Origin of the sequence: Brevibacillus invocatus (assembly GCF_003710915.1) — a bacterium.
GTDB lineage: Bacteria > Bacillota > Bacilli > Brevibacillales > Brevibacillaceae > Brevibacillus > Brevibacillus invocatus.
Window position 1 is genome coordinate 69,729 of sequence record NZ_RHHR01000036.1, and the last position, 24,165, is coordinate 93,893.

The 24,165-nt window shown below is 46.3% G+C and carries 20 protein-coding genes, 3 pseudogenes and 1 CRISPR repeat array; of the genes and pseudogenes, 19 read left to right on the forward strand and 4 right to left on the reverse strand.

Annotation, left to right across the window (positions count from 1 at the left end):
• Window position 1: 1 nt before the first annotated feature.
• Window positions 2-292 (forward strand): CRISPR-associated endonuclease Cas2, encoded by a 291-nt coding sequence (gene cas2, locus EDM52_RS18340; protein WP_122910404.1) that lies wholly within the window; start codon window positions 2-4, stop codon window positions 290-292.
• 262 nt (window positions 293-554) lie between these two features.
• A CRISPR array of direct repeats spans window positions 555-5,922; the repeat unit is 36 nt; unit sequence CTGAAATTAGCTGTGATGCTGAAAAGCGTTGAGCAC.
• A 311-nt stretch (window positions 5,923-6,233) separates the two neighbouring features.
• On the opposite strand, the gene EDM52_RS18345 is transcribed toward cas2, so the two are convergent.
• Window positions 6,234-6,851 (reverse strand): TetR/AcrR family transcriptional regulator, encoded by a 618-nt coding sequence (locus tag EDM52_RS18345; RefSeq protein ID WP_122910405.1) that lies wholly within the window; start codon window positions 6,849-6,851, stop codon window positions 6,234-6,236.
• Window positions 6,852-7,069: 218 nt separating this feature from the next.
• On the opposite strand from EDM52_RS18345, the gene EDM52_RS18350 reads away from it, so the two are divergent.
• From EDM52_RS18350 to EDM52_RS18375, 6 genes are all read left to right on the forward strand, one after another.
• On the forward strand, window positions 7,070-8,497 hold the full coding sequence (locus EDM52_RS18350; protein WP_122910406.1) for an amino acid permease: 1,428 nt from the start codon (window positions 7,070-7,072) through the stop codon (window positions 8,495-8,497).
• 126 nt (window positions 8,498-8,623) lie between these two features.
• Window positions 8,624-9,205 (forward strand): DNA alkylation repair protein, encoded by a 582-nt coding sequence (locus tag EDM52_RS18355; protein WP_148038778.1) that lies wholly within the window; start codon window positions 8,624-8,626, stop codon window positions 9,203-9,205.
• A gap of 263 nt (window positions 9,206-9,468) precedes the next feature.
• A complete protein-coding gene (locus EDM52_RS18360) occupies window positions 9,469-10,374 on the forward strand; it encodes a winged helix-turn-helix domain-containing protein (protein WP_183185173.1) in 906 nt (301 codons plus the stop codon).
• Between the two features lie 104 nt (window positions 10,375-10,478).
• Complete coding sequence (gene namA, locus EDM52_RS18365) at window positions 10,479-11,504, forward strand: NADPH dehydrogenase NamA (protein WP_276330128.1); 1,026 nt, start codon at window positions 10,479-10,481, stop codon at window positions 11,502-11,504.
• 181 nt (window positions 11,505-11,685) lie between these two features.
• Entirely contained in the window at window positions 11,686-11,895 is a 210-nt protein-coding gene (locus tag EDM52_RS18370) for a hypothetical protein (RefSeq protein WP_122910409.1), read from the forward strand.
• 176 nt (window positions 11,896-12,071) lie between these two features.
• Window positions 12,072-12,533, forward strand: coding sequence for a VOC family protein (locus EDM52_RS18375; RefSeq protein ID WP_122910410.1), 462 nt, complete (start codon window positions 12,072-12,074; stop codon window positions 12,531-12,533).
• Window positions 12,534-12,663: 130 nt separating this feature from the next.
• Here the strand turns inward: EDM52_RS18375 and EDM52_RS18380 are convergent, their stop codons facing one another.
• The gene (locus EDM52_RS18380) at window positions 12,664-13,623 is read right to left on the reverse strand and encodes a helix-turn-helix transcriptional regulator (protein ID WP_122910411.1); all 960 of its coding nucleotides are present in this window, start codon (window positions 13,621-13,623) and stop codon (window positions 12,664-12,666) included.
• A 124-nt stretch (window positions 13,624-13,747) separates the two neighbouring features.
• Between EDM52_RS18380 and EDM52_RS18385 the strand changes: the two genes are divergently transcribed.
• Window positions 13,748-14,506, forward strand: coding sequence for an alpha/beta fold hydrolase (locus EDM52_RS18385; RefSeq protein ID WP_122910412.1), 759 nt, complete (start codon window positions 13,748-13,750; stop codon window positions 14,504-14,506).
• A 38-nt stretch (window positions 14,507-14,544) separates the two neighbouring features.
• Window positions 14,545-14,679 carry a hypothetical protein gene (locus tag EDM52_RS25480; protein WP_276330129.1) on the forward strand — a complete coding sequence of 45 codons (135 nt, stop codon included), beginning with the start codon at window positions 14,545-14,547 and terminating at the stop codon, window positions 14,677-14,679.
• Between the two features lie 247 nt (window positions 14,680-14,926).
• Here the strand turns inward: EDM52_RS25480 and EDM52_RS18390 are convergent.
• Window positions 14,927-15,748 (reverse strand): annotated as a pseudogene (locus tag EDM52_RS18390) (helix-turn-helix transcriptional regulator).
• Between the two features lie 12 nt (window positions 15,749-15,760).
• Between EDM52_RS18390 and EDM52_RS25485 the strand changes: the two are divergent.
• The 4 genes and pseudogenes from EDM52_RS25485 to EDM52_RS18405 form a co-directional block, all read left to right on the forward strand.
• Window positions 15,761-15,921, forward strand: a pseudogene (locus tag EDM52_RS25485) (beta-ketoacyl-[acyl-carrier-protein] synthase II); the annotation flags it as partial.
• 96 nt (window positions 15,922-16,017) lie between these two features.
• Window positions 16,018-16,128, forward strand: a pseudogene (locus EDM52_RS25735) (GNAT family N-acetyltransferase); the annotation flags it as partial.
• A 74-nt stretch (window positions 16,129-16,202) separates the two neighbouring features.
• Window positions 16,203-16,472: a GNAT family N-acetyltransferase gene (locus EDM52_RS25250; RefSeq protein WP_245997120.1), complete on the forward strand. Its 270-nt coding sequence runs from the start codon at window positions 16,203-16,205 to the stop codon at window positions 16,470-16,472.
• An 82-nt stretch (window positions 16,473-16,554) separates the two neighbouring features.
• The gene (locus tag EDM52_RS18405; RefSeq protein WP_122910413.1) at window positions 16,555-18,807 is read left to right on the forward strand and encodes a WG repeat-containing protein; all 2,253 of its coding nucleotides are present in this window, start codon (window positions 16,555-16,557) and stop codon (window positions 18,805-18,807) included.
• Window positions 18,808-18,816: 9 nt separating this feature from the next.
• Here the strand turns inward: EDM52_RS18405 and EDM52_RS24765 are convergent, their stop codons facing one another.
• Window positions 18,817-18,990: a hypothetical protein gene (locus EDM52_RS24765; RefSeq protein WP_183185177.1), complete on the reverse strand. Its 174-nt coding sequence runs from the start codon at window positions 18,988-18,990 to the stop codon at window positions 18,817-18,819.
• Between the two features lie 538 nt (window positions 18,991-19,528).
• Here EDM52_RS24765 and EDM52_RS18410 point away from each other — a divergent pair.
• The 6 genes from EDM52_RS18410 to EDM52_RS18435 all read left to right on the forward strand — a co-directional run bounded on the left by EDM52_RS18410 (window position 19,529) and on the right by EDM52_RS18435 (window position 24,104).
• On the forward strand, window positions 19,529-19,714 hold the full coding sequence (locus tag EDM52_RS18410; protein ID WP_057134231.1) for a hypothetical protein: 186 nt from the start codon (window positions 19,529-19,531) through the stop codon (window positions 19,712-19,714).
• 128 nt (window positions 19,715-19,842) lie between these two features.
• Window positions 19,843-20,538: a DUF2306 domain-containing protein gene (locus tag EDM52_RS18415; RefSeq protein WP_122910414.1), complete on the forward strand. Its 696-nt coding sequence runs from the start codon at window positions 19,843-19,845 to the stop codon at window positions 20,536-20,538.
• A gap of 50 nt (window positions 20,539-20,588) precedes the next feature.
• Window positions 20,589-21,089 (forward strand): sensor histidine kinase, encoded by a 501-nt coding sequence (locus EDM52_RS18420; protein ID WP_245997108.1) that lies wholly within the window; start codon window positions 20,589-20,591, stop codon window positions 21,087-21,089.
• A 5-nt stretch (window positions 21,090-21,094) separates the two neighbouring features.
• Window positions 21,095-21,742: a response regulator transcription factor gene (locus EDM52_RS18425; protein ID WP_122910415.1), complete on the forward strand. Its 648-nt coding sequence runs from the start codon at window positions 21,095-21,097 to the stop codon at window positions 21,740-21,742.
• A 147-nt stretch (window positions 21,743-21,889) separates the two neighbouring features.
• Complete coding sequence (locus tag EDM52_RS18430) at window positions 21,890-23,275, forward strand: DJ-1/PfpI family protein (RefSeq protein WP_122910416.1); 1,386 nt, start codon at window positions 21,890-21,892, stop codon at window positions 23,273-23,275.
• A gap of 28 nt (window positions 23,276-23,303) precedes the next feature.
• The gene (locus tag EDM52_RS18435) at window positions 23,304-24,104 is read left to right on the forward strand and encodes a tyrosine-protein phosphatase (protein WP_122910417.1); all 801 of its coding nucleotides are present in this window, start codon (window positions 23,304-23,306) and stop codon (window positions 24,102-24,104) included.
• The last annotated feature ends 61 nt before the right edge of the window (window positions 24,105-24,165 follow it).

Genomic DNA, 24,165 nt, shown 5'->3' on the forward strand with positions numbered 1-24,165 from the left:
TATGCCAAAACGTCAAGTATATCTCATTTGTTATGATATCGCTGATGCGAAAAGATGGCGTAAGTGTCACAAGCTCGTTAAAGGGTATGGTGAGCGTGTTCAATACTCTGTATTTAAATGTCATTTAACTGATAAACAGTTAGCAGAAATGCGTTGGAAACTGGTTAAATTATTGGAAGAGGAAGATCGATTGCTGATTGCTCCGATACTTCCGGAAGCATTGAAAGATGTGTTTGTCTTTAATATGAATGAGAAATGGGAAGTAGAGAAAGAGCGGTTTCTATTGTTTTAGGCTGCTATGGATAATTCAAGCATCAGGTACCTTCTTTTCTAAATAACCTCTCAAATGAGCAGAGTCCTTTGCCTGGCAAGGGTTTCATCGCTTTATGTGGTCGGATAGATGCTTGAATCTAAAAGAGTGTTGATTTATCAATAGGTTTACGATTGGTTTGGGACAATAGAGGAGATTTAAAGGATTGAGCAAGCATATACTTCGGAGTGCTTGAATCTGATCGTAAAGAATGCGATTATAGTAATGGTTTTAGGGGGGTGCTCTGAAATTAGCTGTGATGCTGAAAAGCGTTGAGCACTGGAAAGCATGGAAATGGACGGTACGTCTGGTGTCTGAAATTAGCTGTGATGCTGAAAAGCGTTGAGCACTTATAAACATTTTCCACTTCTTCATACTTTTCCATTCTGAAATTAGCTGTGATGCTGAAAAGCGTTGAGCACAAATCAACCTTCTCTTTGCTGTAATCCAGTTTAGTTCTGAAATTAGCTGTGATGCTGAAAAGCGTTGAGCACACCTAACCATGAATTGACGGCTTGTTGAACGTCTTTTTTCTGAAATTAGCTGTGATGCTGAAAAGCGTTGAGCACCAAGAATACCGCGTGACGTCGCCCTTCGGATGGCGTACTGAAATTAGCTGTGATGCTGAAAAGCGTTGAGCACCCGATCATTACCGTAATGATCAAATTCCAGGTTTGCCTGAAATTAGCTGTGATGCTGAAAAGCGTTGAGCACGCCTTTTTTTATTAGAAGGTAATCAGCACGATGTGCTGAAATTAGCTGTGATGCTGAAAAGCGTTGAGCACCTGGGGAGGAAAAGAACCTCTTCTCATTGGCTTCCACTGAAATTAGCTGTGATGCTGAAAAGCGTTGAGCACAAGCAATTGAGAGATTCAGCTTATAAAGGCTGGTCTGAAATTAGCTGTGATGCTGAAAAGCGTTGAGCACACGATTCTATTTTTGTCTTCTAATGCAAGATTCTCTGAAATTAGCTGTGATGCTGAAAAGCGTTGAGCACTCCTTTATCCGCAACGGTACCCGAATCGAGATTTCTGAAATTAGCTGTGATGCTGAAAAGCGTTGAGCACACTTTGATTGTTTTAGCGTTGTTGAGTGTCCAGTCCTGAAATTAGCTGTGATGCTGAAAAGCGTTGAGCACATCCCGATCACGTACCGCTTTTAAGTAATCCTTCTCCTGAAATTAGCTGTGATGCTGAAAAGCGTTGAGCACCTTGGAGCAAAGGCAAACTGTCCAAATCGGCGAACATCCTGAAATTAGCTGTGATGCTGAAAAGCGTTGAGCACGTTCGCTTGCCCTCTTCTCCTTCCGTCGCTCGTACTGAAATTAGCTGTGATGCTGAAAAGCGTTGAGCACTAGGTACTCATGGTCATTGGTTGTCCCGAAAAAGATCCTGAAATTAGCTGTGATGCTGAAAAGCGTTGAGCACTCCAGTAAGGGGAGCTGAGATAGCATGCATTCAAATTTACTGAAATTAGCTGTGATGCTGAAAAGCGTTGAGCACAATATGAAATTGTTAATCAAGCCTTCAGACATTGTCTGAAATTAGCTGTGATGCTGAAAAGCGTTGAGCACTCTTTGTCCCTTCCCGTTATCGACATGTTTCCGTCTGAAATTAGCTGTGATGCTGAAAAGCGTTGAGCACGTTAAAATGATTCGCTTGTCATGGCAAAAGATCGTGATGCCTGAAATTAGCTGTGATGCTGAAAAGCGTTGAGCACAACTTACATGAATGCACCTAAAGCACCTTTGGCAAGAACTGAAATTAGCTGTGATGCTGAAAAGCGTTGAGCACAGGACGAAAAGAATCACCCTTACTATTTTGGCGGCACTGAAATTAGCTGTGATGCTGAAAAGCGTTGAGCACAAAATAAAGAGTATCCGAGTGGAAAGGTGTATCAAACTGAAATTAGCTGTGATGCTGAAAAGCGTTGAGCACTTGAGTTTCGTCTTCCTTGATCAAGTCGATCATGTTACTGAAATTAGCTGTGATGCTGAAAAGCGTTGAGCACGTGATGGTAATGTGCCATAATCATATACGCTAAATAGTCTGAAATTAGCTGTGATGCTGAAAAGCGTTGAGCACTATTGAAATCTGTTCACCATTCACACCTCCCCCAATCTGAAATTAGCTGTGATGCTGAAAAGCGTTGAGCACTTATGAGCCGCAATCGATCCAGTCTGGTCGCTGGTCCTGAAATTAGCTGTGATGCTGAAAAGCGTTGAGCACTAAAAAGTATCGATCGACAGCGACCTCTCCTCCCCTGAAATTAGCTGTGATGCTGAAAAGCGTTGAGCACATGATTTCTTTGATCTCTTGCTCGTCATCATCGGAACTGAAATTAGCTGTGATGCTGAAAAGCGTTGAGCACTAGCTTCTAAAGGTGCGATTCTTATGTTGACAAGAGCCTGAAATTAGCTGTGATGCTGAAAAGCGTTGAGCACTTACTCTCCCCCGTGTTTTGATGCCCCAATCTTAACTGAAATTAGCTGTGATGCTGAAAAGCGTTGAGCACATCTAGCAGGGTCGTAGGCGAGAGCAAATTTATCCTGAAATTAGCTGTGATGCTGAAAAGCGTTGAGCACTGGAGGCATTCATCGATTTTTGCAAACTGGTGAAACACTGAAATTAGCTGTGATGCTGAAAAGCGTTGAGCACATCGTTGCGGCCGTAAGAAAGGGCAAGCTGCAAGCCTGAAATTAGCTGTGATGCTGAAAAGCGTTGAGCACATGATATAGTGCCTAACCGTCTCCTTGGCCTCCTGGCTGAAATTAGCTGTGATGCTGAAAAGCGTTGAGCACGTAATGGTAAGAAGCATACTCGTTTGAGTGAGTATAGGTCTGAAATTAGCTGTGATGCTGAAAAGCGTTGAGCACCCGCTTTTTCCAAGAATAAATGTTGGAGTGAGGGTCTGAAATTAGCTGTGATGCTGAAAAGCGTTGAGCACGATCTCAAGTCTTTTCCGCTGATTCGTCTGGGGCGCAGCCTGAAATTAGCTGTGATGCTGAAAAGCGTTGAGCACATGTAACCCGGGCCGCCATCTGCGGAAGCTGCGGCACTGAAATTAGCTGTGATGCTGAAAAGCGTTGAGCACAAATTGGATCATTTCATGGTGCTAATGGCCGCACAAATCACTGAAATTAGCTGTGATGCTGAAAAGCGTTGAGCACTGGAGGGGTGCTGGAAGCTTCTGAATGCTTTAAATGATCTGAAATTAGCTGTGATGCTGAAAAGCGTTGAGCACTGCTTCTGGAAATCGTGTCATCAGCGTTGATGGGAGGCTGAAATTAGCTGTGATGCTGAAAAGCGTTGAGCACCAGAATCTTTGATTTAGCGATGTATGCCATTGTTCATGCCTCTGAAATTAGCTGTGATGCTGAAAAGCGTTGAGCACTGAGCGGATCGATTGCGCTAATTTCATTTTTTGTTTCTGAAATTAGCTGTGATGCTGAAAAGCGTTGAGCACTGAACGAGGGCAATCGTTCCTGTTCCAATACCTTCTGACGGCTGAAATTAGCTGTGATGCTGAAAAGCGTTGAGCACGAAAACAACGTATTATGAAAGCACTGATTGGATATGTAGCTGAAATTAGCTGTGATGCTGAAAAGCGTTGAGCACCGTACCTGCAAAAGAATGCACGGAGACGGATGGATTGTCAACTGAAATTAGCTGTGATGCTGAAAAGCGTTGAGCACTCCCTTGCCGCGATCCGACTTTTAAACGACTGGACAGCCCTGAAATTAGCTGTGATGCTGAAAAGCGTTGAGCACGTGAAACAGTACATGATTGCTCCATACGCTGTGTTGCTGAAATTAGCTGTGATGCTGAAAAGCGTTGAGCACATGTTTTTTTCTTGCGCGCGATCGTCCAATCTTCAAAATCTGAAATTAGCTGTGATGCTGAAAAGCGTTGAGCACGGATACGCACAAAGGAAGGAAACGAGTGGCAAGATCGGGCTGAAATTAGCTGTGATGCTGAAAAGCGTTGAGCACGGAAAAACCCGTCTGGATTCCGTGTTACTCTCCAACGACCTGAAATTAGCTGTGATGCTGAAAAGCGTTGAGCACAATGGTGATGCCTGCGAAAACGTCTCCTCCGCCGCCCTGAAATTAGCTGTGATGCTGAAAAGCGTTGAGCACGGTAACAATTGATGTTACTCAGTTAGTCCAAGCTTGGGCCTGAAATTAGCTGTGATGCTGAAAAGCGTTGAGCACTGGCACCTTACGTCCCTTCTTGTCAGCAAGCTCCCGACTGAAATTAGCTGTGATGCTGAAAAGCGTTGAGCACCTGTTGAAATGAAGTTTGATGATGTCGTCCCGGGATGTGACTGAAATTAGCTGTGATGCTGAAAAGCGTTGAGCACTGATATGATCATTTTTATCAGGCCCACGCCTGGTGATCCTGAAATTAGCTGTGATGCTGAAAAGCGTTGAGCACAAGAAAGACGTTAGACAGTACACTCTTACAGAAATGCTGAAATTAGCTGTGATGCTGAAAAGCGTTGAGCACAAATTGATGATGCAATATGGGGAATGGTTCAGCTCTGAAATTAGCTGTGATGCTGAAAAGTGTTGAGCACTCGGTAATATTCACGCGATCACCTCAATCTGTCCTTGATCTGAAATTAGCTGTGATGCTGAAAAGCGTTGAGCACGAACTACAATGGCGTGAAATTCTCCAGGAGCTCCTGACTGAAATTAGCTGTGATGCTGAAAAGCGTTGAGCACACGTGTATGCGATTTATCACGGTGGGCTATGGATGTGGTCTGAAATTAGCTGTGATGCTGAAAAGCGTTGAGCACTCCGTATCTTCGGTAATCTTTCAGTAGGCGCCTGCTGAAATTAGCTGTGATGCTGAAAAGCGTTGAGCACACGGATAAGGTTGTGCCGGGCGTGGACGTTTACGAGCTGAAATTAGCTGTGATGCTGAAAAGCGTTGAGCACAGGATCGCGACAGGTTGTTCGTCGCCGTATCGCGCACTCTGAAATTAGCTGTGATGCTGAAAAGCGTTGAGCACCGCGGTATCGAGGCAGAGATCGCGTCCGAACTGAACTGAAATTAGCTGTGATGCTGAAAAGCGTTGAGCACGCCCGACACGATATGCACCTGTTTTCAATTTCTGCCACTGAAATTAGCTGTGATGCTGAAAAGCGTTGAGCACAACATCATTGGCTTCATCATCAGCTCATGCTCTTCCTGAAATTAGCTGTGATGCTGAAAAGCGTTGAGCACCGATATTTGCCGCGCCGAACAGGTCTAGCGCCTCCTGAAATTAGCTGTGATGCTGAAAAGCGTTGAGCACGCGCAACGGACGTTTCAGGCCCACTCGCGGAAAACACGGCTTCTGAAATTAGCTGTGATGCTGAAAAGCGTTGAGCACCCGGAGTGAGTCCGGCCTTGAGCAGCTCCTCGATACCTTGCGCGCTGAAATTAGCTGTGATGCTGAAAAGCGTTGAGCACTTCAGCATACGGAACAACTTCCGGGGCGGTCGCGGTAAACCTGAAATTAGCTGTGATGCTGAAAAGCGTTGAGCACACGTGGATGCTGCGCGACTATTCGTGACGGGCTGTGGCGTCTGAAATTAGCTGTGATGCTGAAAAGCGTTGAGCACTAGCGTAGCGTGATCGACGGGTGCGAGTGGTTGAAACTGAAATTAGCTGTGATGCTAAAAACGTTGAACACCTGTCATACTCTAAGCCGTCTCTAGCACAACTGAAATCAGAAGTGATGCATTGGAAAAACACCTTGGTGTATATAATGTTCATGATTCAAAGGTAATTCCAGTATCTGAACCAGAAAAATGAACGAAAAACATCCCGTTTCACTATCAAGAGTGGGACGGGTTGTTCGTTATTAATGTTCAAACTTCCTAAAAGAGGAGCCGAAAAAATCCGAATATGGCTTTAAGGGCAGCCCCCTCGTTTAGCCATAAATCCCACCCGTATACACCGCCGTCAAATTATGTGCGATCTCCTCTACGGTAAACCCGTATTCGTTCTTCACGATCTCCCATAGGTACATCTCGTTCGCGAAAAACCAGCCTCTCGCCACCAGGTGGTGATCGACGTCAGTGCGGGCCAGACCGTGGGCTTGAGAATACGCGATATCTTGGGCTATGCGCTTGATAAAACGTTCACGTGTATCCTTCCATTTGCGGTTGACATCATCCGACAGTCTTATCGCTTCCTCGAATACCTGCATCATGCTGCGTTCTTCATTCGCCATTTCCAGAAACAGGCTGGCTTGCTTTTCAATGATGTCGTAGGCTTCTTGCTTGGATTGGGGTTTAAAAGGCAGCTCAGCGATTTCGTAAAAGCGATCCATGACCTCCTCCATCAGCTGCATCAGGAGGTCGTCTTTCCCTTTGAAATGCACATAGGCGGTCCCGTAGCCGGTATTTGCCTTTTTGATGATCTGGGCAATCGTTGTTTTGTGAAAACCGCTTTCGATGAATTGCTCACGTCCAGCAGCTAACAGTTTTTTTCTCGTTTCCAGAGAGCGCAGTTTACGGGAAGGGAGTTTTTCACTGGACTTTTTCATTGGATGTCCTTTCTTTTGTTGGAATAATAGCTAAAACCCTAATGCGACAACGATTTGGCAGCGAACCTTCCACCTTTGAAATTTCGCCGATTAGATGTCATTGACACGGAGTCACCGATGTAATAATCTTAATTTACAGAAAATACACACAAAAAGAAAGGGGTGATCTAGAAAAAAAGAGTAGCAGTTATTTACCCCCACACATGGAGGAGGTTCATATGGCTGGAGATGCAAATCAATTTCAAAAAATTATGGATCGCGAAGGTGGGCTACAGCGCGGTTTGACGACTGGTCAGCTCACGATGATTGCCATCGGTGGCGCGATTGGGACTGGCCTCTTCCTGGGAAGTGGCTTTGCCATTGGCTTCGCTGGTCCAAGCGTACTGATCAGCTACGCGATTGGGGCGGTCATTGCCTTTCTGTTAATGGGATGTCTAGCCGAAATGACGGTGGCGCACCCGACGTCTGGATCGTTCGGCGCTTTTGCTGAACACTATATCAATCCTTGGGCAGGCTTTGCCGTACGTTATTCTTACTGGGCATGTATTGTGGCGGCTGTAGGGGTAGAGATCTCGGCAGTAGCGGTGTACATGAAGTACTGGTTTCCTACAGCACCCGGGTGGATCTGGATCGTTCTTTTTTCTGCCGTCCTCATTTATGTAAATGCAACGAGTGTCAAAATGTTTGGTTCAGTCGAATACTGGTTTTCCATGATTAAGATTGTAGCTATTGTATCTTTCATTTTATTAGGAGCTTATGTAGTATTCGGCACCAGTGGCAGTCCAGAAATCGGCTTCCATAACTATACGGACCAGGGTGGCTTCCTGCCGAATGGCTGGTGGGGAATGTGGGTTGCGGTTATCGTAGCCTTGTTCAGCTACCTCAGTATTGAAATGATTGCGGTGACAGCAGGGGAAGCGCAGGATCCGGAAAAAGCTGTGCCAAAAGCATTGCGCTCTACGGTTGTCCGCTTGATTGTCTTCTATTTGCTGACTCTCACCTTGATGCTGGCGATTGTACCTTGGAAGGGTGCAGGGGTGGACAAGAGCCCGTTTGTGAAGGTAATGGAGCTGTTTTCCATTCCGGGGGCAGGTGGCATCATGAACTTCGTCGTGCTGATTGCCGCGCTTTCCGCCATGAACAGTCAACTGTACATTACGACCCGCATGATGTTTTCTCTTTCGCGTGCAGGCTATGCGCCTAAGCGCTTTGGTACCTTGAGCAAGAAAGGAGTTCCGACTTCAGCCTTGTCCTTGTCTACCATCGGGATTGCCCTTGCGGCGATTCTGGAGGCTGTAGCCCCCGATGAATCGTTTATTCTGATGATGGGTATCTCCTTGTTTGGCGCGATGTTTACCTGGTTCATGATCTTTGTCACGCACCTTTTCTTCCGCAGAAAATGGGAAGCTTCCGGTGGGCGCAGACTGCCTGTCCGCATGATCGGCTTCCCGTATCTGACGCTCTTGGGTGCTGGACTCATGCTGGCCATTATGTTCACGACTTGGTTTACGGATGCTTTCCAGATGACGCTGCTCGTCGGCGTTCCTTGGATGATCCTGATCACATTGGCGTATTGGCTTTGGAAGAGGGCAGCCTCGAACAGAACAGAGATGACTGAAGGCAGCCAGCGAGATCAAGTGCTTTAATAGGAGAATGCAAGAACGATAAAGCATGATTCTTCCGTTCTTTCTTCACCAACACGACAAAGGCCCCCCTGTGACAGGAGGGTCTTGTCTTTTATCATTAAACAAGTAGAGAGTAGGCGATGTCCATTGTGGAAAGAACGATTTCAAGAAGCAGTCGTAAGAAGTGATATTCCTGAAATGCTTGATATTTTGCATATGCAAGTCACAAAACATGCAACAACTCCAAATCAATCAGTGAAAAATATGGCATTAAAAATAATGGAAGAGATTTTACAACAACCAGCGGCAATCTACGAGGTAGGTATTCAACTTTCGAATTCGAAAAGCCCGACAGGTGAAGAGTTAGGGGCCATCATAGTAGCCACTCACTACGCTGTTAATCCTGCAGAAGTAAATTCGGTTTTATTACGTCTAGCTGATAGCACCGACTGGGAAGTAAGGGAGTGGGTTGCAAGTGCCTGTGCAATTGTTTTAACCCATAACTTTAAAAACTTTTATCCCACTCTACTGGAATGGACGAAAAATGATTCACCAAATGTGAGAAGAGCTGTAGTAGTAGCGGTAAAATACACGGCAAGGAAAATGGAAGATCAATATGCAGAGCTACTAATTGATTTGATCGAGCCCTTATTAAGTGATGAAGACATATATGTGAAAAAGAACTTAGGAGCGTTTGCAATCGGGGATGGATTATTAAAATATCATTAAAATTTTCTCGTCTGCTGAGGGAATCAAATATATCGAGGATTCGATACATCTTTTAAAAATTTTATCAAACGATCAGAGAAAAATAGTAAAACGTGCATTCCATAGCACAATGCAATCAGTAAAGAAACGAGATCCTGCAATCTTTCTCAAGCACTTTGAAAAATAAGAAAGGATCGCAGACATTCCATAATGCCATTGAACTTTACCCATTCATCAGTTGAAATAACTTTGATATGATAAATGAGAAGGAGGAGGTCGAGAACATGTCGTACCAATTAAAACTGAACATAAGCCCTGTTTATGATCTTCTTTCAAGTTTGATGGTCTATTACAAATGTTCGAAAGCATTTGATTTGGACAGTCAATGGGTAAAAAAAGTGAAGAATGAGTTAGATATAGATTTTGTGGCGGAATTGGATAGCCTATCATTACCATTTCCACTTATTGCTTTATTCATCTGGAGGTGTCCGGACCATTCAAAAGTGGATGCTGTTACAAAATGGTTAGATTCCTTAACAGCAGGTGAGGTATTTGAACAAGTTTCCCCCTTTTTACTCGACAACGTTCCAAATGACATTGGGGAAATCAAAAAGAATGTTATCTCTGTTTTTAACCAATGGTATGCAAACTACTACAAAGATCAGGAGTTTGACATCCAAAAAATTCTTTTTCAAGAAAGAGTTCGATTTGATGACTACTTAAGGAATTTCGGCCCTGAAAAAACGATAGAAATGCTATGCAATGGATTAGTAGTAGAAGAGCACGCGGAGTTGAAAGAAGTATACTTGGTTCCTGTCTATTATACCAAACCAGCGAATGTCATATTTAATGATTATAAAGGGTTCATGATCATTCTATATCCAGTTGAGACAAGGGAAGTAACCGATTTTATGCCTCCAAGTAGCTTAATGAGAATGACGAAAGCGTTATCAGACGAAAAGAGACTCCGTATCTTGAAAATCCTTGCATCAGGAAATAGAAGCTTTTCTGACTTGGTTGAGTTAACGGAGTTGTCGAAAAGTAACGTGCATTATCATTTGTCTTTGTTGCGAACAGCGGGTTTAATCACTCTCCATCATGTTCCTTTTTCAAACCAAGATAAATATGGAGTACGAACGGGAGTTTTTGATGACGTCAAGTTGATGCTAGAAACGTACGTTTTTCATTAAATGTAGATTATAGGGAATAGTTGTAATTTTTCCTGAACTATGTTACTAATACTTTAGTTCAATTTTTTTGAACATAAATACAGTTCAACTTATGAGGTGGTAACGTGAGTATCCTCTTTTCGCCAATTACGATTGGTGGTGTATCTCTAAAAAACCGAATAGTCATGTCACCAATGGGCATGAATGCTTGCAAAGCAGAAGATGGAAAAGTTACGAATTGGCATAAAATTCATTACCCAAGCAGGGCTGTTGGACAGGTAGGACTCATCATGGTGGAGGCAACCGCAGTGTCACTCGATGGGAGAACAGATCGGGATGATCTAGGGATCTGGGAAGATGAACAAATCTCAGGTTTAAAAGAGCTTGTAACAATGGTGCATGAACAAGGAGCCAAGATAGGGATTCAACTCTGTCATGGGGGTAGAAAATCTAAAATACCAGGTAAGATCGTGGCTCCTTCCGCAATCCCTTACGATGAAAACAGCATCGTCCCTGAAGCGATGACGGAAGAACAAATTCATGAAGTGATTTTATCCTTTAAAGAATCTGCTAGACGAGCAAAACAAGCTGGATTCGATGTATTGGAGCTCCATGCTGCACACGGGTATTTAATTAATCAATTTTTATCTCCGTTATCGAACAAACGCGATGATAACTATGGAGGCAATCCTGAAAAAAGGTACCAATTTCTGAAAGAAGTCATCCAGGAAATTGAAAAGGTATGGGACGGAGCACTATTTGTTAGGATTTCAGCGACCGATTACCACCCTGAAGGATGTTCCATAAATGACTATATTCTCTATGGAAAGATGATGAAAGAACAGGGTGTTCATTTAATCGATTGCAGTTCGGGATGGGTCGTTCCACCTAACTTTCCGGAAAAACCCGGTCCAGGGTATCAGGTTCCCTTTGCATCACAGATTAAAAAAGAAGTACAGGTTCATACAGCGGCAGTTGGTTTTATCAAAAGTGGATTACAGGCCGAAGATATATTGGTTCAAGGGCATGCTGATTTGATATTTATTGGCCAAGAATTGCTAAGAGATCCTTACTGGCCAAAAACGGCAGCAAAGGAACTTCATGTACCCATTGATGCACCGCCATCGTACGAATATATCTGGAATAAATAAGGTAACTTCTTTCCTACGAAGACGGAGCTATGCTATCTGTATGATACGTATCAGTTCAAACAGAATTTGAAGTGAACGCTGTCGCAATAGAGATGGTATCGTTCTTCACGATGGCGAGATTACGATCGGACATCTCCAACTTGGACATGACGTTGCTTTGGAAATAAATCCGTTATTAAGGGTGGCCAATGCCCGTTTTCACACAGCCGGTCACTTCATTGCTTTTGCGGGAAATGAGCTTTTTCCAAAACTGAGAGCGCAAAAAGGAACTTATTACCCGACTGTAGCATATATTGATTTTTTGGGTCATCTCCTAGATGACGAGAAAGAACTTGCAGTGAAAATGATCGGGCAGCTTTCAGTAACTGGAGAACAAGCCCACAGGATGTAGAAGTAATCTGGTTGCACTATGTGAAGCAAGTAAGTCTCATTCATTTGCCCGAAACACCTGGGAGTGAATGTGTTTGATACAAAATTTCAATCATCGGTCCTTACAATATCCAGATAAAAATAAGGGTGAGGAACAACAAAGCTTGACAACTATTAGTGATAAGTGAGGGATGTTACTTGATCAGAGGATTGTACGAGGCTCATTTACCTGTAAAAAACTTGGAAGTCTCCATTGAATTTTACACAAGACTGGGACTGAAATTTGCTTGGCGAGATGATGACACGGCCTTCTTTTGGATTGAGGAAGGAAAAAGCTGGATCGGTTTATGGGAAGGGGAAGAGTATCAGACTTCTTACCATCCTTCTTTGCGGCATATTGCTTTTCAGGTAACATACGACGATTTAAAGCAATCTTTGAAGTGGTTGGAATCCATTCAAGTAAAGGCAGTACCATTTGGGAGAAGAAGCACTATTGACCCATTTATTCGTCCGAATCAAGGGAATGCTTCCGTCTATTTTGATGACCCAGATGGAAACAGTCTTGAATTGATGTGTTATATTGAAGTTCCCGATCATCTCAAACATATTACCGATAAGTTGTCTTTCCATGAGTGGGAAGAACTATTGAAGAAACAATAATTTGAAAATGAAATACATTCCTTTAACCCTCTATCTGTTTGAGATCGGGGGTTATTTTTGTCGAGGATATGGCTAATGATCAGGCAAGGAGGAAGGGCTCATGCTGTTTGGAAGGGAACATCCAATTCCATCAGGGATGAGGCCCATCCTTTGCAACATAGAGAGCAGCCATGTCACGGATTTTCTGCCTGATGTAGGCAACGGCCTCTTCTGGAGCTGCCACTTGGGCATCAGTGCCCATTTTCAAGAAGAAATCAGCGTTAAACGGGATATGTTTCTTCGCGACCTGCACCACCGCCTTGCCACTGCCATCTGTGTTGCGTACGATCGCCTGACCTAGCCAAGGATCGGATTCCAGTAAGCGTACGCCGTTTTTCGTCAGATATACGACGAACGTTACTTGTTCCGAGTTTTCATCAGGAATATCCACTAATGTCCGCTTGTGCACTTCTTCTAGACCCGCTGTTTCTTCATTCAATTGAGCAGAATGAATGCGATCTGCGCGGAACAGTCGATAATCCTGTCGCTTGAAGCAATACGCAGGACAGTACCAGTATCCGGCACTGGCGTACAGGGCAAAAGGCTGAATATTACGCTTGGATGTACCCTCGCTCGAGCTGTACTCGATCGTGACAACAGCTCCTTGTGTGAGGGCTTGCAGCAAAACACGCAGATTTTCGGGGAGCATGGGACGCTGCGGACTCCAGATCGCCACTTTGTGCCTGAGCAGATCGATCTGTTCCTGAACATCGGCAGGCAGGTAGTGATAGAACTTATGAAGAGCGGATCTGGCTCCTTCGTCGAAAGGCAGCGATCCGAAAAATTCGAGGGACTGACAAGCGATGAACATGGCGAGTGCTTCACTCTCGGTAAAGGAGATCGGCGGCAGAATTCGCTCTTGCAGCAAGCGATACCCTCCTCCCCGACCTTGGACCGAATAGAGCGGGACACCCAGTTCGCTTAGTTCCAGAAGGTCTCGCGTGATGGTGCGAGTGGACAAGCCCAGCTCATCTGCCAGTTCTTGCACCGTAAAACTCTTCTTGGCGTTGATCATCATGATTAATTGGATCAGCCGTTGCGATTTTGGCATTTCCGCGCATCCCTTCAAGGAGTTTTTTTCATTTTATCATGTAAATAAGACAAAATCTGTCCTGTTTAAACGGTATAGTGACGGTAACAACTCCGTTTGGAGCATTCGATAGGGGGTAACGGATATGGAAATGTCAGGTCAAGAGAAAATCGGTGTGGTCTTTATTCATGGAGCAGGGCTACGTGGAAGTGTTTGGAAGGAGGTAGTGGACGGATGGGAACACCCTGTGCTGTTAGTCGATTTGCCTATGAGAGATGGCGACGATGTGACGAGAAAAGGGCTCACTGCCGATGACTATGTTTCTTGCATTCAACAACAGATCGAGGCATGGGGTGTTACAACCTTCATTCTGGTGGCTCATTCGTTGGCCGGAGCACTCGCCCTTCAGGTGGCACAAGCATATGCGGGCCGCATGGTGGGAATGGTGGCGATTGGTGCTGCAATTCCACAGCGGGGAGGATCTTTTTTATCGACACTGCCCCTCATCAAGCGAATGATTTTCTCCCTGGTCCTGCGAAAGCTCGGAACGAGACCGCCCGAGTCTGTCATCCGTGCGGGGATATGCAACGATTTGACTGCTGAACAGACAGCAGAGGTGGTGCGAGGGTTTGTGCCCGAGTCTATCCGGGTCTACACAGATGGGATCGACGCTCCACTGCCACAGGTACCTCGATACTACGTCAGGCTTGGGCAGGACAAGGAATTTTCGTTGGCCTTGCAGGATAAAATGATTCGTCACTTCGCACCGGACCAGGTCGTTCATTTGAATTCAGGTCACTTGCCGATGCTCAGTAATCCAGCTGAGCTGCGAGACGTGCTAATGGGTTTGCTGCTTGCGAATCCACGCTCGGGTAATCAACAAAAAATTACCAAAATATGCTAGAGTGAAGACAGTAGACAAACCTGCAGAGGAGTATGCGGATGACGAGTAAAAAGAGTCACATTTTTGCGGAACAAATCACGCTGTTTCACAATGTAAAGGGCTGGTACCCGCCTGTCAGTGAAGTCGTAAAAGGACTCACAGCCGAGCAGGCAAAATGGAAGGAAGGGGGTTAACCATTCCATCTGGGAGCTGCTGGTTCACCTGACGTTTTGGAATGAAAGATGGCTGAAGCGTTTTCTGGCAGAATCGGTTGACCAGCTGGAGTCGAACGAGGCTACCTTTTTTTTAGGAAGAGGCTGATCAGGGTGATTCGCAAGCAGCAGGGCTCCTGGAACCCATAGAAGTTACGTACCATGAACGAATAAGAAAAGCCCCGAGTACACGATGTGTTTCGGGGCTGCTCTATGCTTTCGGCTCCATTCATTTTCGCAGCTTGCCCTCTGTCGGGGAATCGGGATCAGGGGTGTAAATGCTGCAACGCAGATCAGCGCTTCCTTGAACCTGCAGAGAGGTTAAATGAAACAGCATCTTGCCAGCTTTTGCATGGCGAAATTCAATCAGTACCTCAGGAGCAGACTGTACCTCACTTTGCTGCCAGAGAGGCTCGAAATCGGGATGAACCGCCTTCATCTCTTCAATGAATGCATCATACCAGTCATCCTCCACGTACTGGCCGTAATAAGCGCGAAAGATGGCCAGATAGCCCCGAATAAAGTGCTCCCAGTTTACCGCCAACCGCTGCAGCTCTTTTCTTGTGAACAGCAGTCGGATCAGATTGCGCTGTTCCATGGGAACTTGCCCAAAATCTAAAAAGACATTGGCGGCAGCCTCATTCCATCCGACAATAAAAGTTCGTCTGTCCGTGATGATGGTAGGACAGTATCGCAGCTCTTCTAAAATTTTCTTTAATGGGGGGCTTATTTCGGGTGGTTCTTCCTCTTTGTCTGTGACGCCTGTACCGGATTCCAATGCCAAAGCGTAGAGGTACTTCCGTTCATCGATGGTCAGCTGTAAGGCCGTTGCGATGCAGTCCAATACCGAGGGTGACATTCGGATGTCTCGCCCTTATTCCAGCCACGTATACCAGGTTGTACTGACGCCTGCCAGCTGGGCGACCTCTTCTCGTCTGAGCCCCGGTGTTCGACGACGGGTGCCTGGAGTCAAACCAACTGATTCAGGCAGGAGCTTGGCCCGTTTTGCTTTCAGAAAAACGGATAGAGCCTGGAGTTGAGGCCATTGCATTGGTGAAAACCGATTCCTCCGACTATCAATCAGGAGCAGAAAGATCCGGAATGTGATTTGGACTATGTACCCAATGAAGCGCGTGAAGCTTCACTGAATATCGGGTTATCGAATTCCTTTGGTTTGGCGGACACAACGCCGTCATTGTGGTGAAGGCGTACGATCATCAATAACAAACAAACCCTTCCAGAGTGAAATGGAAGGGTTTATGATGATGAACCTGCTTGATCACAAAACTAGAGGAGCTTTCCATACGGGCATGGCCTGCTTTGGAAACCATCATCGCTGACGGCTGGGTCATGCGGTTTGCGGCGGGCTATACGAAGCGAGCGAATTCCGTCTATCCGCTTTATCCGGTCGAAGAAGAGCTGGAGCGTAAAATAGAAGCCTGTGAAAGCAGCTACGCAAGCAAACAGCTGCCGCCGATCTTCAAGCTGACACTTGTTATATCGCTCTGTATCATGAGAACGAAGTGGTCGCATGCGGATTGGGCGTGCTGGATAGCGGATATATCGGTCTCTACGATATCGTCACCGATTCACGTTGTCGCAAGCAGGGATTTGGTGAGCAGCTGGTTCTGCATCTGCTGCAATGGGGAAGGGATAACGGAGCCGAGATTTCCTATTTGCAGGTCATAGCGGATAACCGGCCCGCTTTAGGACTCTATGCGAAGCTGGGTTACCAGGAAGTGTATCGGTATTGGTACCGCATCAAGGATTTGTAGCATAGGAATCGCTCCTATGAAACCTTTCCCTATTCTCGACGTCTGAAAAGTATTGGAAGCAACGAGAAGGAGGAGGCAAAGCATGAAAAGCCGCATAGCCAAGATTGGCGTGACTGCTCTGTTGTTCGCACAGGTATCGACCTTCCCTGTGCAAGCGGCTGAGTTTTCTACCATTCAACCCTATGTCCTGAGCAACAACAAAATTGGCTTTACCAATGGAGAAAAGCTGGTCACCAAAGCCATTTACGATAGCATCCATCCATATAAGCATTATGTAGTGGTGAGCACAGCAGGGAAATATGGGATTCTGGATGGAAAGACTGGCAAGACGCTCACCCCCGTCATCTGGGACTCCATCGAGCTGGCGAATGACGGAAAGATCGCCATTGTCCAAAAAGGAGGATGGTTCCAACATCTGAATCTGACCACCCAGCAGCTCTCTGCTGAGAAATTCGTCGGTGCCCATACGTACTTTCTGTCGGAAGCCTACCCTGATGCCGTTGTCATGGGGGGACAGAAAACAACGATGCTGGATCCCTCGGGCAAGGTGCTGATTCCTCTTTTTGCAGGCAAAATTTCCTTCGCCGATTTGACCTTCGTAGAGAATGAGGACGAGCCGAAAGAAAAACAGGTGCGCTACGTTTTGACCCAAACGGCCAATCAATTGACCTTGTACGATCCCGTCACCCTGCAGCCGAAATTTACCCTGAACCATGCGGAATACCTACCTCAAGATGGAGCGAAGTCAGCCTACATCCGGGTACGAGTAGCAGGCAAGGAAGGACTGGTAGACAGCAGCGGTACCTATGTGCTAGAGCCGAAATACAAGAAGCTTACTTTTTGGAATCACGGGTATGTGCAAGTAAAAGGTGAGCAAGGCATTGGTTTGTGGCGCAATGGCAGAATGCTGGCTGAGCCGCTTTATGCCGAGGTCGGGATTGAATCCGGTACGGACGAAGTGTTTAGTACGAAGAGCGCTGGGAAGGTCACGTATCACTCCTCGTCACAAACATGGTCGTATTCGTTCAAGCCGGGTGCTGAAATCGTGCACAATGACTATGTTCTCGGGCAAGATTTGCAAACAGGTATGTACGGTGTGGTCAAAGTAGGCGGAGATGTGGTCATTCCGTTCCAATATCCACGCGTGGAAGGACCTCCGGCGGCGCGACTGCTCGTCCGCCAAGATGGAAAAAAAGGACTCCTTCCAGCCTATGAGCTGCCGATGGAGGAGCCGCAATTCTGGTTTGATACACTGACCACCCTCGGAAGCTACAGCATGCTCAGCATCCAGGACGGAAACAAAATCGGTCTTTATTCGGAAACAAAGGGACTGCTCCTGTCTCCACAGCAAAATCGAGTGATTCACTATGAACAAAATAACGGCAAGGTAAGAGTCACAGAACCGGATGGGAAAATCCTCTACTACGGCTTTGACGGAAAGCTGGTTGATCCAAATAAGTGGCTTGTTCAAGACCTGACAGATCGTCTCAGCAAAAGGGTATCGCTGGACAACAAAACTGTTCTGATCGACCGCGAGACGGATCAGCAGATCGGCAAAGCCTACACGCGCGCTCTCTATCTGGATGAGCAGTCCAATCTCGTAGTCGGAATGAATGCAGATTCGGACCTGGCAGACTTGTTCACGGCTGGTGGCAAGCTCCTCACGCAGGAAATGAAGGTATTGGCACAACCGGACTCGCCATACGGAATGCCTGTTACTTTGGTCAAGATCGGAGACGAGGTCTACAGCATTGGAAAAAAAGAGAATCAGACCGGGTTGGCGTTGCTGAAGTTGGAAGGAGATCAGCTCACGCCTATCAGTCCTTTTGATTATCGAGACATTCAGGTACGGCCTTTGAAAGATAAGCAGCTCTTGATCGTGACACGAGCAGATGGAAGATTTGATTTGTGGGCGGATGCTGGGGAACAGGGCTTGCGCATGCTAGAGGAGGCGGTGCTCAACTTCGACACAATCGACCAGCTCGGCGTCATTCTGGTGAAGCACGACAGTGGATGGGATGCCTACACAGATACCCTGCAGAAAAAGACAAACGGAAATTACCGCTCTATGCAGCTGGTCGCCTCCTATGATGAAAAAGATCGGGCAATCGCGGTTCAGGATCGGCAGACGGGGCTTTACGGACTGCTTTCGACGGATCTGAACCCGATGACGCAGCCCGTGTATGAATCCATTCAAGCAACCGATCACGTCTTTTTGCAAAGCTTCTGGACAGGTGCTGACTCCCCGCCTTTCGTGTTTACCACCAAACAGCATTTCGGCTATCTGGATGAACTTGGAAAAGAGCTGTTCAAAACCAGCCGTACCGGCAAATAGGGAGAATGGCTAGGCGTACCAGTACTGCATGACCAGCGTGTAGAAGATACCGATGACGACGGCTGTAGCAACCAGAAGCATGACTAGGGCGAACAGGGAGATTTGCTGGAGCTTGTACGCTACCAAAAAGAAAATGGAAAACGCCAAATAGGCAAGAAATGTACCTGCTTCAAATTGACTCATGGGAAGTCACCTCGCATTGTGAGAGATAGGCTTTTTCTATGGTAACATAACGAAGAGAGGAACAGGCTTCGAAACGAGCTGCTCCTCTCTTTTTTTCCAGGATCGTGTGATGAGAAAATGACAGTAATACGCTCAATGGCGATGATGGTTAGCGTTAGAGAAATCTATCTGGTCAGATTTCTGACGTAACTTACGAGGACGACCGACCTGTGTCCGTAGTCCATACATACGTCATCGATGGCGAAGATGTGGTCACCGTACAGTTGAATAATCCTGACAAAGAGTTGATGTAGGAAATGGATGTGGAGTAGACGATGAGCCAATATACTGGATTATTTGGAAAAAGAGGTTCAACGGCTAACCGTAGCTGCCGATCAGGACCCCACCGTAAAACAGATAGATGAGGTAGAGTGCCCTGTGAAATCTGGAAGTTGTGTCTGACATCAGGAACTACTACGAAGGAAGCGCCAATCGAAACTATGTTGAAGAACACGAGATTAAAGAGCAGAAAAAGAGAGCAGAAAGGTGAGTTGTACAAATGGATCTATTTAAAAACAGCTTGAATATCATCTATGCCATCATTTTGGCTGTGGTCTCGATTTTTACACAGGAAATCATCACGTTCATCATGCTTGGCTTTGTTCTGATGGCATTATTGATGATCCACGAAACGCTGAAGAAAATATTGGCGAAGCTGGACAGCAAGGGAAGGTCAGAGGATTGATCCCGTCAGCTTTGTTTTTATGGGGACTCCGCAAAAATTTGCGGGATAGCCTGCAATGTTTGCGCGGCTTCGCATCTTCTTTTGCCTTATCATGATCCTATCTGAAGATCTGGACAGGAGGGGAAGAGGTGCAGCTATGCTTTGACATCATGCGCTGGCTTCACATCGTCAGCGGGTTTCTTGCGTTATGCGTGTTTTGGATTCCGATCGTGACCAGGAAAGGAGAGCGAACCCATCATAGAGTAGGCTGGCTGTATGTGATAGCGATGGGAATCGTCTCCTTGACAGCCTTTTTTATGGGAATGTATCGCATTGCTTGGGATGCTGGTCCAGACCCGGATGCCATCCCGTACTCCTGGTTCCTGCTGTTCGTGGCTGTTTTGAGTTCCGCGACCGCTTGGTATGGCATACGCGTACTCTATCATAAAAAGAGGCAGGTGGTTCATCGGAAATGGAGTGATCTGCTGTTCCCACTCATCCTTTTTGGCTCAGGGATCGGCGTTTCCCTATACGGCTGGGTTATCGAACTTGCGTTGCTTCAGTTCTTTCCATTGCTTGGAATTTTCCTTGGCGGAACCCAGCTGTTGTATTGGCTGACCGTACCGGTGAAGAAGTCCCATTGGGTGGTGGAACATATCGTAGGCATGATGTCATGCTGTATCTCCACCCTGACAGCCTTTTTGGTCTTTGGTATACCGCGTTTATTGCAGGTTGAAGCTGCTAGCTTATGGATCTGGCTCTTGCCAACCGTGGTGCTTCTTCCGCTGATTTTTGCGTTCACGAACACGTATAAGAGAAAGCTCGATAGGCCCAGGAGACTTTAATTCATTTGAAAATGAGAAGGACGAATTTTTGCCATGAAGGAGTAAGGATAATGGATGCGTATTGCGATGTGATTAGAGGTGCAAAGCTGCTGCTTCATCAAATTCGCATTACCTGCAATGAGCTGCGTCCGCCGTTCTTGCTGAAAATGGGGTTGGTGGAATCGCTCAAAAGCTTGTTTTCCTATGCACGGATGTTTTCGAATTACGAGATTCACTTTTCCACGGATCAGCTGGATGTCCACCTGAATGAAGAACAGATTCTGGGGGTGTATCGGATTGTCCAGGAATTGTTAAACAATGCATCCAAACATTCTCATGCCACCCAAGTGGCCATGACACTAGGCAGCACAGAGGAGCACATCACCTTTTCCTATTCAGACGACGGGGTTGGGATGGACCTCACCGCCTTTGAGGGATCGTTCCAGCACATGGGGATAGCGGGCATCGAAAAGAGGGTGCTAAGTCTGGAAGGAATTGTGCAATTTCATACAGCCCCAAAAGAGGGGTTTCACGTGACAATACGCTTTCCCAAAATGATGATGGCAAGGTGAATGCGATGGAAATTTTATTGGTTGACGATCATCGTTCGGTCGTAGAGGGTACGAAAATGCTGATCGAATCAGAGCCGGATATGAATGTAATGATTGAGACGGATGTGTATGGTGTCACAGATCTGATTCGTCTCCATAAATTCGATGTGATCTTATTTGATTTATATATGCCTAACATCAATGGTGCTGACTTGGCGCGCAAAGTGCTCCAGTATGTCCCGGATGCCGTCATTTTGATTTATTCAGGATTTGAGATCGCTCCCCATTTCAATTTATTGATGGAGTCCGGGGTTTCAGGTTTTGTCGCCAAAACCTCCACAAGAGAACAGCTGATTCAAGCGATCCGCTGTGCCGCCAGGAAAGAGGCGATCGTTCCCATGCATCTGCTCAAGCAGCTGAGACGTCAGGAAATTGTAGTCCAAGGGGAAGCCGGGCGCGAAGATACCACAATTACCCATGAAGAAGACAAGCTCTTGCGTGAATTGGCCAAGGGAAAGAGCAACAAGGAAATATCGAAAACGCTCATGATCAGTCAGCGTTCATTGGAATACAGCCTGACTGAGCTATTCCAGAAGCTGCAGGTGAGTTCACGCGTTGAGGTGATCAAGAAAGCCAAAAAGCTAGGGATTCTCCCAGCTGAAGATTTATTTTAGCCACTCTGGCATCCCTTTGCCGTGGCACACCAGCTTTTGCGTGCTGAGCGCAGATTTTTGCGTGACACCGACCGATGTTTGCGCGTTGCAGATCCCCTTTTCTTCTTATGATCATAGTGACAATAAATCATAAGGAGATCGGTTACCATGTGGAAATTTTTGCTGCGCTCAGTCGTTTATGCAATGATCATCATCCTGTTAGTAGGGGGAATAGGAGTTTCCGGATTAGTCTATTCCCAAGGGCTGTTTTGGGGCTCGATTCGCCAGGAGCCCGTTCCTTCCTTGGAGGGGATCCAGAAGCCTGTGCATGATCCCAATAAACCTACGGTGGCTGTTTTGCTGGGAAATGAAGCGACAGAGAGCATGGATTTCACCATTCCCTATCAGCTTTTATCCATGACAGGTGCGTACAATGTTTATGCTGTTGCCGAGGATAACCAGGTGAGATCGCTAACAGGTGGCGTTGATATCGTTCCTCATTATTCGTTTGCGGAGCTGGATGCGTTGTTGGGAAAAAGCGCGGATATGATCGCGATTCCATTTATGATGACCCAGGACGCACAAAAATTTGAACCGATTCGAGAGTGGATTCAAAAGCATAAGGATACGACCCTGCTCAGCATTTGCGCTGGTTCCGGTAATCTGGCAGCCACCGGATTGCTGGACGGAAAGACGGTCACGACTCATTGGCAGACGGTTGCTGATCTGACAAGGCTGTATCCAAACGTGAACTGGGTGACGGATCGACGCTACATCACGAATGATGAGGGCAAAATCATTTCCTCTGCGGGAGTTTCTTCAGGAATTGATGCCACACTCTACGTTATCAGCCAGCAGCTAGGGGAACCAATGGCAGAAAAAATAGCGAAAGACCTAAACTACCCATCCTATGATTTCGTGAAGAATCCGAAGGTTGAGCCTTTTTCCATCGACATGAAATACTCGACCTATATCCTGAACAACGCATTTCAGTGGAATAAGACAAAAGCGGGCATGCTCCTCTACAACGGTGTCGAAGAGATGGCGATTGCATCGGTCCTGGATATTTATTCTGACACCGGAACGACACAGGTCCTATCGGCTACCAGCGCAGGTCAGCCAGTCGTGTCGAAGCATGGTCTGAATCTGCTGCCGCGCTATGAATGGGCGACTCTCCCTGCGTTGGATAAAATGATCGTTCCCGGTACTCAAGCAACGACCCTCGCAACAGATGAAATCGAGGGGTGGAAGGAAATCGGAAATGGGTTGGAGCCACTCCTGGTGCACAGTGATCCGAATCGTTTTATCTTCGAGGCTCAGTTTGAGGATTTAGCCAAGCAAGAGGACTTGCTCACAGCCCTGCATGCAGTAAAACGACTGGAATTTCGGGCGGAAAATTACCAGCTTGAGGGAAATGCGCTTCCCTATGAGACATACGGCAACCTGCTGTTGACTCTGATCGGCGCTATTGGAATCGCGTGGTATATAGATAGAAGATTCATTTTGAAGAAAAAAGGAGCATGCTGTTTGAAAGGGAAATCCAAAACAGCTTGAGAGCTCCTGGCGTTTAGAGGGAATAAACATGAATACACGGCAGAGAGAAGATCTTCACCTTTTTGAGAAGCTGGCTAATTTCAGAGACATCGGCGGCCTGCAGACGGTTGATGGTAGAGTCATGAAAGCAGGGCTTCTGTACCGGTCAGATGATATCTCGAAAATGAGCCAAAAAGATACAGAGAAGCTGAGTACCTATAACATCAAGGTCGTCTGTGATTTGCGCACGCCCAAAAGGCATCGATCCAAGCGATCACGGCATGCATCCAATGAAAGCTTCCATTTGTTCAATTTTCCACTTCACCAAGATGAGACTCAAGCCAGCAGAAGGATGATACTCGACTTCTTTTTCGGAAGGTCGGGCGGGGAGCGTTTTTTGGAGTTTAGCAGCGGGTATTATCAGCATATGGCTTTCAAAAGCACTTCTCAGATCAAAGCTCTATTTACTTTGCTTGCCCAAGAGGAAAATCTGCCGGTTTTGATTCACTGCACAGCTGGAAAAGACCGGACAGGTTATATCGCTGCTTTGATCCAATTGTTCGCAGGTGTGCCGTATGAGACGGTTGTACAGGAATACCTGTTGACGAATCACTACTACCAGACCCGTTTGGAAAAGGTAGCTAAGATTGTGAATGGGGTTACCTTGAAGCGGGTTTCGCCTGCGCGCACGAAACTGATCCTGACGGCTCATCAGCGATTTTTGGATGAGGTCTACCAAGCTATGCTGCAAAAACACGGGTCTGTTGCCGTCTATTTGCGCGAAGGCTGCGGGATTGAGGAAAGCACGCTGGCAAAGTTCAAGGAATCCCTGCTTGAAGCACAGCAATAAACGCGCATGAGGCTGACCTCCAGGGTCAGCCTCATGCGCGTTCGTTACCGATTATCCACTT